The organism is Actinacidiphila acididurans (assembly GCF_016918855.1).
Taxonomy (GTDB): Bacteria; Actinomycetota; Actinomycetes; order Streptomycetales; family Streptomycetaceae; genus Actinacidiphila; species Actinacidiphila acididurans.
On the sequence record NZ_JADKYB010000021.1, the window covers coordinates 160,196 to 172,324 of the forward strand.

The 12,129-nt window shown below is 71.8% G+C and carries 10 protein-coding genes; 6 read left to right on the forward strand and 4 right to left on the reverse strand.

Translation table 11 applies throughout. The features are described 5' to 3' along the window. Positions 1–228 precede the first annotated feature (228 nt). From ITX44_RS31460 to ITX44_RS31480, 5 genes are all read left to right on the forward strand, one after another. Positions 229–516 (forward strand): hypothetical protein, encoded by a 288-nt coding sequence (locus ITX44_RS31460; RefSeq protein ID WP_205361532.1) that lies wholly within the window; start codon positions 229–231, stop codon positions 514–516. Further along, positions 513–911: a PIN domain-containing protein gene (locus ITX44_RS31465; RefSeq protein ID WP_205361533.1), complete on the forward strand. Its 399-nt coding sequence runs from the start codon at positions 513–515 to the stop codon at positions 909–911. The genes ITX44_RS31460 and ITX44_RS31465 overlap by 4 nt, the downstream gene beginning before the upstream one ends. A gap of 533 nt (positions 912–1,444) precedes the next feature. Then, positions 1,445–3,379, forward strand: coding sequence for a glycoside hydrolase family 5 protein (locus ITX44_RS31470; protein WP_205361534.1), 1,935 nt, complete (start codon positions 1,445–1,447; stop codon positions 3,377–3,379). 222 nt (positions 3,380–3,601) lie between these two features. Further along, a complete protein-coding gene (locus ITX44_RS31475) occupies positions 3,602–5,029 on the forward strand; it encodes a hypothetical protein (RefSeq protein WP_205361535.1) in 1,428 nt (475 codons plus the stop codon). Positions 5,030–5,165: 136 nt separating this feature from the next. Further along, positions 5,166–6,182, forward strand: coding sequence for an ADP-ribosylglycohydrolase family protein (locus ITX44_RS31480; RefSeq protein ID WP_205361536.1), 1,017 nt, complete (start codon positions 5,166–5,168; stop codon positions 6,180–6,182). A gap of 95 nt (positions 6,183–6,277) precedes the next feature. Here the strand turns inward: ITX44_RS31480 and ITX44_RS31485 are convergent, their stop codons facing one another. From ITX44_RS31485 to ITX44_RS31495, 3 genes are all read right to left on the reverse strand, one after another. Continuing rightward, positions 6,278–7,369, reverse strand: a complete 1,092-nt coding sequence (locus ITX44_RS31485; RefSeq protein WP_205361537.1) for a response regulator — start codon at positions 7,367–7,369, stop codon at positions 6,278–6,280. Between the two features lie 214 nt (positions 7,370–7,583). Further along, entirely contained in the window at positions 7,584–8,051 is a 468-nt protein-coding gene (locus ITX44_RS31490; protein ID WP_205361538.1) for a cupin domain-containing protein, read from the reverse strand. A gap of 81 nt (positions 8,052–8,132) precedes the next feature. After that, entirely contained in the window at positions 8,133–9,068 is a 936-nt protein-coding gene (locus ITX44_RS31495) for an NADP-dependent oxidoreductase (RefSeq protein WP_205361539.1), read from the reverse strand. A 167-nt stretch (positions 9,069–9,235) separates the two neighbouring features. Between ITX44_RS31495 and ITX44_RS31500 the strand changes: the two genes are divergently transcribed. Then, the gene (locus ITX44_RS31500) at positions 9,236–9,868 is read left to right on the forward strand and encodes a MarR family winged helix-turn-helix transcriptional regulator (protein ID WP_205361544.1); all 633 of its coding nucleotides are present in this window, start codon (positions 9,236–9,238) and stop codon (positions 9,866–9,868) included. A 75-nt stretch (positions 9,869–9,943) separates the two neighbouring features. Here the strand turns inward: ITX44_RS31500 and ITX44_RS31505 are convergent. Next, a partial coding sequence (locus ITX44_RS31505) for an FG-GAP-like repeat-containing protein (RefSeq protein WP_205361546.1) occupies positions 9,944–12,129 on the reverse strand: 2,186 nt, incomplete at its 5' end.

The window sequence follows — 12,129 nt, forward strand, 5'->3', positions numbered from 1 at the left end:
CCGCCGTGGTTCCGGGCCGTGCACACGAACGGGTGACCCGCGTCAGGACCGGGTTAACCGCACCCGGCACAGTACGGGAGGATCACGGACTCCGACGTCAGCGGCGCTGCATCCGGCGTGTCCCGCCTCGCCGTCCATGCCTCAGTTTCGATGCGTCGGCCCCTTCTCCGCTACCAGCGCTTCGGCGACGTTGGCGGACCGACCAGCCGGGGCGGTATGGTCGATGGTATGGCAACCAAGAAGTACACCGTGACGCTGCCGGAGGAGCTGGCCGAGGAGATCCGCTCCCAGGTCGGCCCCGGGGGCTTCAGCCGCTATGTCACCCAGGCGGTGGAGCGCCAGCGCGAGCGGGAGCGGCTGCATGAGGCCGTCGCCTGGTGGGAGTCCGAGTACGGGCCGGCCACCGAGGAGGAGCTGGCCGAGGCGGAGGCCGAGCGCAGGGAGATCGACCGGGCGCACGCCGAGCGTGAGGTGCGGGCCCGCCAGGCGACCAACCCGCCCGGGGCCGCCGCGTGAGCGACGGGCAGGTCTATGTGCTCGACAGTGAAGGCCTGTCCCAATGGGTACGCGGCGACCGGCGCATGGGCCTGCGCATCAAGGACGCCGACCGCTCGGACATCCCGGTGGTCACGACCTCGATGACCCTCGTCGAGGCCTACCACGCAAAGCTCCACCGGCCGGCCTGGCGCTGGGCGCTGTCGCGGCTGCGCGTGGAACCGGTGACCGAGCAGATCGCCGACGCCGCAATCGACATCCTCCAGGACGCCGGACTGCACGGCCACAAGTACGCCATCGACGCGACCCTGGCAGCTGTTGCCCTGCGCCAGCCCGGACGGGTCACGATCTTCACGTCCGACGAGGACGACATGCGCAAGCTCTGCGGCGACCGCGTCGTGATCGTGAAGCTCTGACGCCCGACTTCCCGCACCCACGGTCAGTCGGCTCAGGCAGGCCAGGACCCGGGACCTCTGGGAGAAAATTGGGAGACGATCATGGAAAAGCCGCCTTCCCAGGCCCGCCGAGACCAACCCACACCTACGCCCTGACCTGCGATTCCCCGATCCCCGCAGGCCAGGGGATGATCACGGCCTCATTCGAGACGAAGAGGCCGTGGGTTCAAATCCCGCCACCTCGACCCGGATTCCCCCCCACGGGAACCGGACGGGACCGGGTGCCCGAGGGGGGGCCGGGCCGGAATATCCACGGCCGAGGATTCCTCGATCTTCGCAGTCCGGCCGTGCCTGCCGGCCCAGAAGGCCGGCCCCCGCGCAGCCCACGCGACCGAAACAGAGCCCACCGATCACAGCATTGGCGTGCTCGGGTGTGGCGCTCATCCGCTGTGTGCCTGAATCTGTGGGGTGCTGCGTCCGTTCTTGGAGAGGGCACCCCGATGAACTGGATCACGCGAGACCTGTTACCCCTGCGCCCACGCCGGGCCGCGCCGATGGCGGTGGCAGTGGTAGTGGTAGTGGCAGCAGCCATAAATGCGCTGACGAGCGCCGCCCCCGGCATGTCCCAGGCCGCCGCCACCGCCGCTGTGTCGACCGTGCCGAGGCCGATCGCGCCGGCCGGAGCGCAACTTGCCGCGTCGTGGGCCGGGCCCCTGAGCACCGCGGGGCGCTACATCGTCGACGCGAACGGCAACCGCTTCAAGCTCAAGGCGGGCAACTGGGAGGGAGCCCAGGGCACCTGGGAGGGCAGCGGTGCCGTTGACGATCCCGCGAACAACCACGCCGGGGAACCGGCGTTCGACATGCCGCTCGGCCTGGACCGCGCGTCGATCGCGCAGATCCTGACCGGCTTCCACAGCCTCGGCCTCAACAGCATCAGGCTGCCGTTCTCCAATGCGATGATCCACGAGACGACGCCGGTGCCCGACTCCGCCGTCGCCGCCAACCCGCAACTGCGCGGAGACACCCCGCTCCAGGTCTACGACGCCGTGGTCACGGCACTGACCGGCGACGGTTTCGCGGTGATCCTCAACAATCACACCACCACCTCCCGCTGGTGCTGCGGTGTGGACGGCAATGAGCGCTGGAACAGCGGGCAGACCACGCAGCAGTGGGAGGCCGACTGGCTGTTCATGGTCGACCGCTACAAGGCCGACAAGCGCGTGGTCGGCGCGGATCTGCGCAATGAAGTGCGCCGGGACGTGCTCGACGACCCGAACTGGGGCCTGGGCGACGCGCACGACGAGTACGCCGCCTTCGAAGAGGCGGGCAACAGGATACTGACCGCCGACCCGGACCTGCTGATCGTCATGGAGGGCATCAACTGGTACGGCATCCCGCTCGACGGGCTGCCGCACGGCCGGCCGATGCTCACGCCGGTGGCGACGCTGTCCAACACCCTGATCGAGTCGAACAAGCTGGTGTACGCGGCCCACTTCTACGCCTATACGGGCCCGGCCAACAGCGGGGCGGCCTCCGGGCTCGGGGCCACCAGCGACCCGAAGTACGAGGACCTCACCCCGGCCCAGCTCGCCTCCGTGGTGAATCAGGAAGCACTGTTCGTCACCCAGGCCGGGCAGCACTTCACCGCCCCGGTGTGGGTCAGCGAATTCGGCGCGGCCGGCCGCGGCGAGGCGGACCAGAAGGAACAGGCGTGGTTCGACGCGTTCACCGACATCCTGATCCGGAACGACACCGACTTCGCGTTGTGGCCCCTGGTCGGCTGGACCGCGGCCGACGGAACGCCGCAGGACAACTGGGCCGCGCTGTCGTACGACCGGGCCGGACATCCGCTGAGCATCACCGATCCCGGCGACTGGCGGTCGGCGGACTGGAACAAGCTGGTCACCGCCCCGAGCGCGACCGGCCCGGTCGCACCGCCCGACCACTGGAACATGCTCGACCTGGACTTCGCGGACGCCGACGTCTCCAGCACCATGCTCGCGCTGCCGGACTGGTCCTACGGCAATCGCAAGGGCGTCTGCCCGGACACCGAGCGCCTCGTCGGGCTCGGCCGTGGCGACAGCCGCGGCCTGTGCACGGACTCGGGCGAACCGCAGCGGTCCACCGGCGCGTACACCGTGGTGACCGACGAGCGGTACGTGACCGAGGGCGACTGGGCCTCCGGGTACAGCAAGCTCCAGTGCCCCGACAACACCCTCGCCGTGGGCTACAGCGTGAACAACAACGCCATGGCGGCGCTGCTGTGCGCACCCACCGCGGCTCCCCTGCCCACAACCGGGCGTGACGTCTGGTTCGACCACGGCGACAACCGCCCCGCGACCGGCGGCTCCACGGCCAGCGACTGGGCGCCCGGCTCCTACAAGGGCCAGTGCGCGGACAACGAGTACGCGGCCGGCGTCGCCTACACCTGGAGTTGGACCGCCGGCGGCGTCCCCGCGGCTCTCCTGTGCCGACCCCTGAGGTGACGGTGTCGCCGGCCGACCGCACCCTTGGCAATGATCAGGGAAAATCTCCCCGCCCTTGACGCCTTTCGACGCCGTTTGTCCGGATGGCCGGGCCGTAACTCCCAGGTCGCACAGCGTGGAGTTCCTTAGTGTTCCGCGTGTACATCCTGTGAAGGCGGCGGCTCGGCCACCACCCCGAGCCTGCCTGCCCGCTCACTTCGACTTGGGGGGAAAACGAACTCGATGAAACGGCATGCCCTGCGCCGCCGTACCGCGGCGCTCGCCGTGGTCCTGGCCGCCTCCGCGACCGGTGCCCTGACCGGTACCGCCCCGGCCGCGGCCACCACCACCCCGCCGGTGATCACGCTGCAGGCGCCACTGCCGGCGGCGGTTCCGGCCGGCGTCACGAAGGGCATCGCGAGCACCGTCCAGCCGTCCTTCGTCTTCCGGACCACCGCACCCACGGTGAACACGGACGCCACGCTCACCATCGACGCGCGGAAACTGGCCAAGGTCGCCCACGTGACCTTCTCGCAGAACTGCACCGTCAAAGCCTTCGTCGCCACCTGCTCGGAGTTCTTCTCCGGGCAGAACCTGACTCCGAACACGGGGCTCGCCAGCGCCACGTACATGGACATCAGCACGCTCAAGGGCGTCCCGACGGGAACCACCGGGACGTATACGGTCACCGGCACCGCGGCCCACGCGAAGATCGTGGGGGCGAGCGGCTCCGTAGTGGTCGGCGGGCCGGCCCTCAGCCAGACCTTGACGAAGAACTACACCAACCTCAAGGTCGGTTCGACCGTGAGCGAGCCGGTACGCTTCAGCAACATCGGAACACGCCCCGCCGCCGCGGCCACGATCATCCTCATGACCTCGCCCGGGCTGGACTTCGCGACGCGCTACGCCAACTGCAAGTACAGCGCGGCCACGAACTCCGTGACCAGCGGTGTGGCACTGTGCACCATCCCCGGACCGGTGCGTGTCGCAGAGACCGCGCAACTGAGCACCCCCGTGCAACTGCGCGTCAACTCGACGGCGTACTACACCTATCTGGACACGATCACCGCACCGGCCTCCGACCCGACGCTGGCCTGGGTTCTCAAGGGCCGCACCTGGAAGCAGGGCACGGGCACCAAGCTCGGGCTGCACGTGATCACGGCCGGGCGCGTCACCTCGGCGACCGCGAGCACCGTCTCCTTGCAGCAGAGCGGATCCAACACCGACTATCAGATCGCAAGCCTTCAGGCCCTCAACACGGCGAACTTCGGCGTCTCCGGCGCCACGGTCACCGCCGCCCAGGGACAGACGGCCAAGCTGACCTTCCGCATGGCCAACCACGGTCCCGCGACGATCTTCTACCGCAGCGGCGACACTCTGGGCGTCAAGGTCACCATCCCGCCGGGCACCACCGTCGTGGGCTCGTCCGCCAACTGCTCCCCGTCGATCGTGGACGACCCGACGGTAAAGGCGCACGGCCCGTACTCCTGCTCGGGCAGCTACCTGGTCCCCAGGTCCCAGGAGTACACCTACACGATCACGCTCCGGGTGGACACGGTCATCCCCCACGCCAAGGGCCAGGTCGCCATGGACTGGAGCCCGAACCCCACCTGGCGCCCGGCGTTCGACACGGTGGCGAGCGACGACAGCCGGGACCTGATCGTCAACTGACGCTCCTCGACGTACCCGTACCGCGGCTGCGCGGCCCCTGTCCGCCGTCCCCCGACGGTGGGCAGGGGCGTCCGGCGCGCCCCCCTGCGGTACACCTGAGCGGGGAGAAGCCGAGGAAGAAGAGGGAGGGCCGGACGTGAAGCGGGCGGCGACGGGGGCGTTGGTGGGGCTGGCCGTCGGGGATGCCATGGGGTTTCCGACGGAATTCAACGGCATGGAGCAGATCGCCGCGAAGTTCGGGCCGTGGCGGGGCATGGCGTTGCCGGTTTCCTCGGGGACGGCGTACGTCACCGACGACACGCAGATGACGCTGGCGCTGGGGGAAGGGCTGGCCGAGGCGCTGGGGGACGGCGACGGAGGATTGACGGCGGAGCGGCTGGAGGCGGCGGTACGGCCGCGGTTCGTCGAGTGGTGTTTCTCGCCGGAGAACAATCGTGCGCCCGGGACGACGTGTCTGCGGGCGTGCGAGGCGCTGAGCGCCGGGGGTGCGTGGCAGGCGGCCAGCGTGGTGGGGTCCAAGGGGTGCGGGGCGAACATGCGGGTCGCGCCGATCGGGCTGGTGCCCGGGCTGGACGAGCGGCAGGGCTCGGGGGCGGCGCAGTTGCAGGCCGCCCTCACGCACGGCCACCCCACCGCGCTGGCCGCGAGCGACCTGACCGCGTACACCGTACGGCTGCTGGCCCAGGGCACCGGGCCGGCCGAACTCCTGCCCGCGCTGCGCGACTACGCCCACCGCGGTCGCGGCCACTACCGCGCCGACTGGCTGGGGGACCTGGCCGAATACGCGCAGGATCCGGACCGGGACTCCTTCGCCACGCGCGGCTGGGACGAGTGCCTGGCCGTACTCGACCGGCTGGAGGACGCGCTCCGCTCGCCCGATCCGGAGGCCGACCCGTGCCTGGCCACCGGGGCGGGGTGGATCGCCGAGGAGGCGCTGGTCACCGGGCTCTACTGCTTCCTGCTGCTGCCCGACGATCCGCCGGCGGTGGTACGCCGGGCCGCGTACTCCTCCGGTGACTCCGACTCCATCGCCGCGCTGGCCGGGGCCTTCGCCGGTGCCTGGCACGGGGCGGACGCCTGGCCCGAGGAGTGGGTACGCGACATCGAGTACCGCGACCGGCTGCTCGCGCTGGGCGCGGCCTGGGACGCCTGATCCGTACGCGAGACGCTTGAACCGTACGGGACGCGCCTGATCCGTACGGCCAGGCGCCTGGCCCGTACGCGATGCCGGCAGCCGGGCCGGAGGCGTCAAAGCCCCGCCCGGGCCTCCAGGTAGAGCTGGACGAACGCCTCGACCTTGGCCCGGATGATCCAGGGGTCGAAGGGCTTGACCAGGTAGTCGACGGCGCCGGCGGTGTAGCCGCGGAACATGTGGGACGGGTCGCGGTCCATCGCCGTCAGGAAGATGATCGGGATATTGCGGGTACGGGCCCGGCGCTTGATGTGGAGGGCGGTCTCGTAGCCGTCCATGCCGGGCATCTGGACGTCGAGCAGGATGACGGCGAATCCGGTGGCGTTCAGGAGCGCCTTGAGCGCCGCCTCGCCGGAGTCCGCGGTGACGACCTCGTGGCCGAGCCCGGCCAGGACCGCTTCGAGGGCCAGCAGGTTGGCCTGCTTGTCGTCGACGGCCAGGATCCGCGCGGCCGGTGGTCGCGCTACGGGTACGGGGTCCGGCCGCGGCACCGGAATCGGCCCCTCCGCGATCGCCATCTGACGCTCCAGCACATCGCAGCGCGACTCGGCGAGCATCACCCGCAGCCGCGTCTCCTCCAGGTCCGTCTCCAGCGAGCCGATCTGGTCCTGCAGTCTGCGGCGTTCGGCCCGCAGGTCGTCGGCGTCCGCGGGCTCGGCGGTGACCGGTCCGGTGCGGCCGCGTTCGGCCGTCCACCGGTTCTCCAGCAGGCCGATCCGCATTTCGAGGTCGGCGATCCGGTGCTGGCGGTCCAGCAGCGCGTCGCCGATGACGTCCTCCCGTACGGTGGCGCGCCGCGCCTCGCGGTCGGCGTCGGCCAACTGCTGCTGGAGGAGCCGCACCCCGTCCGCCGCGGGCACGACGGCCTGAAGCGCGCGACGGTGCAGCTCACGTACATGATCCAGGGTCAGGGTGGTGGCCGGCGCTCCGTGATCGGCCGCCAGGTCGGCGAAGAGGTCGGCCACGAACTCCCAGGGCGGTACGCGAACCCCGCTGAGGTAGCGGGACACCGTCCCCGCGTCGCGGTAGCGCCGCGCGGCGTAACGGCGTACCGACACGCCGAGCCCCGCGAACAGGGTCCGCAGCGCCTGGGCGAACTGCCGGCAGTCGTCGTTCAAGTCCTCGGCCAGCGGCCGTAATTCGCCCATGGTGCCCCTTCTCGTCGGCCGGCCGGCCGGCCGCCTGCTGCTGCGGCGGCCGGTCCGTCCTCGCGGTCCGGCACGGGGAGCAGCCGCCCTCACTCGGGTCCTGGCCGCGCCCCGCTGCCGCGGCGGGTCAGCCGCGGCCGCTGACCAGAGTGCCCCCCGCAACACCGTTGCGCCTAGGCAACGGCATCACGGCAGCGGACGGCAACACCAATGATCAGCGGGGCGGGCCGACCACGACGTTGCCGACGAGGCCGGCGGCCTCGGCGAGCTTGTCCTGGGTGATCTCGAAGTCCGCGGGACGTGGGGTGGTGACGTCGCGGCCGGCGTGCCGGAACATCTCCTCCATCCCCGCGGGAGTGGCGATGAGCAGCAGGTCGGCGCGCTCGGACGTGATGCGGTAGCCGTGCGGGATGTTACGGGGCAGGTAGACGATCCCCCCTTCGGACAGCTCGTGGCGCTCGTCGCCGGCCCAGACCAGCGCCTCGCCCTTCAGGAGCAGGAACACCTCGTCCTCGCGGGTGTGCAGGTGGAAGGGCGGGGCCTCGCCTTTGGCGACGTCGAACCGTCCGACGGTGAGCTGTCCGTCCGTGGCCCGGCTGTCGAGCAGGATCGAGAACAGGCCGCCGTCGATCCATTCGAGGGTCTGCTGCTGGTCGCGTTGCGCGAGGTAGGCCATGCTCATGACGGTCTCCTTTTCTGTGTCGGTTTCCGTTTCCGTTTCCGTTGGGGTCCCGTGCTTCGGCGAAGAGCCCGGACGTACAGCTCACGGCACGAGAATCGTCTTGCCCGTCAGCCGGCCGCCATCCGACCGGGCGTGCACCGCGGCCGTTTCGCTCAGCGGCAGGCGGTCCGCGACGTGGATCCGCAGCTCGCCCGCGTCGACCCGGGCCGCCAGCCCGGCCAGCTGGGCGGCGTCGCTGCGCGCGAAGACCCGTACGGCCCGCACGTCGCGCGCCGGGTCGGCGGTCGGGTCGGCGGTGGTGCTGAGGACGACCCCGCCGTCGGCGACGAGGCCGGTGAGCGCGGCGGTCTCCTCCTCGGTGGTGAGGACCAGGTTGAGGACGACGTCGAACCGCTTCCCGTCCACGGCCTCGGTGAGCGGCCCGGCGACGGTGTGGTCGATGATCCGGTCGGCGCCGTATGCCTGTACGCGGTCGGCGCTGCGCGGGCTCGCGGTGGCGGTGACCTCGGCCCCGGCGGCGTGGGCGAGCTGGACGGCATAGCCGCCGACCGCGCCGCCGGCGCCGTTGACCAGGACGCTGCGCCCGGCGGTGAGGGCGGCGTGGTCGAAGAGTGCCTGGAAGGCGGTGAGGCCGGTGGAGGGCAGCGCCGCGGCGTCCGGCAGGTCGACACCGGTGGGGGCGGCGGCCAGCAGGTCGGCGGGCACGAGCACGTACTCGGCGGCGGCGCCGTCGGCCGTCAGCGGCAGGAAGGCCACCACCTGCGTGCCGGGTCGCGGGCCGGTCGCTCCGGGGCCGAACGCGGTGACGGTGCCGGCCAGGTCGATGCCAGGGACGTGCGGCAGGTCGAGCGGGAACACCTCCTGGAGCCAGCCGGCCCGCATCCTGGCGTCGACCAGGTTGAACGAGGTCCCGGCGACCTTCACCAGCGCCTGGCCGGGGCCCGGGACGGGGGTCGGGACGTCCTCGTACGTCAGGACGTCGCTGCCGCCGTACCGGTGGAAACGCACTGCCTTCATGATCGGCTCCTTGGAAGCTCTCTGAGGCTCTCTCCGCACATGCTCCGAATTCGAAGCACGTGGACCATAACTTGCTGCGAATTCGAAGTGATACCACGCAACGAAGTGACCCTCGTCACAGATCGACGTGCTCTCTGGTGCGAATTCGAAGCACGTAGGATTGCCTGATGGCCGACACCGAGGACGACGCCGAGGACGACGCCGCGGCTGACAACCGGGACGGGGCCGGGGCCGGCGCCGCGGAAAGCACCGAGGACCGGCTCAGCGCCGAGGACGGGGTGGAGCACGACGCGGACGGCGGCCTCGCCCCCCGCCAACTGGCCACCTTCTTCGCGCTCAACGAAGCCGTCAGCCTCCTCCAGCACGCCGTCGAGCAGCAGTTGCGCGCCGAGGGCGACATCAGCTTCGTCCAGTTCCAGCTCCTGGCCCGGCTGGCCGACGCCAAGGGGCAGCTCACCATGACCGAGTTGGCCGACGGCGTCGTGTACAGCCGCAGCGGGCTGACGTACCAGGCGGCCCTGCTGGAGAAGGCGGGCCTCATCACGCGCGGCCCGAGCCCCGACGACGAGCGGGCCACCCTCGTGACCATCACCGACGCCGGCCGCGCCCGCGTGGCCCGGGTCCTGCCCGGGCACGTCCAGGTCGCCCGGCGCCTGCTCTTCGAGCCGATGGACGAGAGCGACGTCGAGCGGCTCGGCGACATCATGACCCGGGTCCGCGATCACATGCGGGCTCAGCCGCCCCGTTCTGCGGCTCCCCGGTCCAGGTCCCGCAGCGCGGCGGGGCCGGCGCAGTCGTAGTGGGGCACCTGCGCCCTTACGACCGGCCGGCCGACTCCGCCGCGGCCCGCCCGCCGGCCGGCCTGACGGTGGTGGTCACATGATCAGGTTGTACGTGTTCCAGCCCGCGCCGACCCGCACGCGCGTCGCGAACACGCCGGGCGACGCGCCCGTACCCCGGTACAGCCACAGCACCCCGCCCGCGTCCCGCGCCACCAGGTCCGGCCGCCCGTCACCCGTCACATCGCCCGTCGCGGCCAGCGCCTTGTACGTGTTCCAGCCCGCGCCGACCCGCGCCCGCGTCGTGAACACCCCCGACGCGCTGCCCGTACCCCGGTAGACCCACAGCACCCCGCTCGCGTCGCGCGCCAGCAGGTCCGGGTGGCCGTCGCCTGTCGGATCACCGGCCCCCACCAGCGACCCGTACATGTTCCAGCCGCCGCCGACCCGCAGCCGGGCGGCGAACACGCCGGGCGACGTGCCCGTACCCCGGTACAGCCACAGCACCCCGCCCGTGTCCCGGGCGAGCAGATCGGGCCGGCCGTCGCCGGTGACGTCACCCACTCCGACCAGCAGGTTGTACATGTTCCAGCCGCCGCCCACGCGCACGCGGGCGGCAAGCGGGGCCGCGGGCGTCGCGGTGCCGCGGTAGTACCAGAGGACGCCGGAGGAGTCGCGGGCCACCACGTCACCCGTACCGTCGGACTTCACGGTGGACAGCGGCGTGACGGCGCTGTAGGTCTGCCAGCCCGCGCCGACCTTCTGCCGGGTCCTATACGGCGCCGCGGTCGTGCCGGTGCCGTGGTACTGCCACAGGGCGCCGGTGGTGTCGCGGGCGAGGAGCGCGCCGGACGGGCCGGCGCTGACGACGAGGCCGCTGACCGTGTGGGCGTCGGAGAGGGTGCCGGTGGCGGCGGAGAAGGCGACCAGGGCTGTGGGCGGGAGGGCGGCGGGCGTGTCGAGGACTTGGCGGTCGTCGATGCGCACCTGGACGCGGCCGGCGCCGGCCTGGACGTCCACCTGGTGGGTGCCCTGCCGCAACGGGGTGCTGAGCCGGGCCGCGGCGCGGTAGGTGATCGTGGGAGAGCCGGCCGTACTGGTGCCGACCGCCGCGTAGTTGCCCATCCGCAGTGCGCCGTTGGTGGCGGTGCCGAGGGCGACGACCACGCCCGGCCGGCCCGCGATGCCCAAGCCTGCGCCCGAAGCGCCCAGCGCGGTGGCGGAGTTGCGGGCGGGGTCGAGGAAGGAGAACGCGATGCCGTAGCCGCCGGTGCCGGGGCCGAACTGCGCGGTGAAGGTGGCCCGCAGCCCGTCCGTGACCAGCGGCTTGCTGAAAACGGCGGAGCCCGCCAGGTTGCCGGTGGCCGGGGTGAGGGCGAGGCCGCCGCTGTCGGTGGGCGCCGCGGCGCCGTTCGCCCGCCACAGTCCGTCCGTGGCCGAGGTGGTGTCCGCGGTGCCGGTGCCGGTCCCGGTGACGTTCACGTAACCGGCGCCCTGCGGGTTGCCGTTCGCGTCGACGCCGTTGCCGGTCACCTCGTAGAAGGCGCTGCGGGCGCCGGCCGACCGTGGGGTGAAGGTCACGCTCTGCACGGCGGTCTGGCCGGGGCCGATGACCAGGCCCTCGGAGAGCTGTACGGGGCTGCTGAAGTCGCCGGCCGGTGCTTTGGCCTTGGTGACGGTCACCGGGATGTTGCCGGTGTCGGTGATCGTGAACGACAGCGTTTTCGAGCTGCCGACCGGCACCTGGCCGAAGTCCAGCGCGGCGGGCGAGAACTCCAGGTGGCCCTGGCCGGAGATGGCGGTGCCGCCGAGCGGGAGGGTCAGGGTGTGTGCGGCGCCCGCCTCGTCGGTGCTGGCGATCACCAGCGCGCCGCTGTCCGTACCGCTGGCCGCCGGCGCATAGGTGACCGATGCGACCAACGAGCCGCCGGGTGGCAGGACCGTCCCCTCTGCGGGCAGTCCGGCGACGGTGAAGGGGCCGCCGGGTGCGGTGACCGCTCCGATGGTCTCGGACCGGGTGCCGGTGTTGGTGATCTGCACGTTCAGTGTGGACACGGTGCCGGTGGGCACCTCGCCGAAGGCCACGCTGCCGGGCGCGGCGCCGAGTCCGGGGCGGGTGCCGACGCCGTGCAGCGCGAAGACCAGCCGCCGGCCGTCGGACAGCGTGGCGGTGAGGGTGCCGCTGATGCCGCCGGTGGTGGTGGGCGCGAAGGCGACGGGGACGTCGAGGGTGGCGCCGGCGGGGAGTTGCGCGGGCAGGGCGGGGGTGGGCGCGGGGGTAC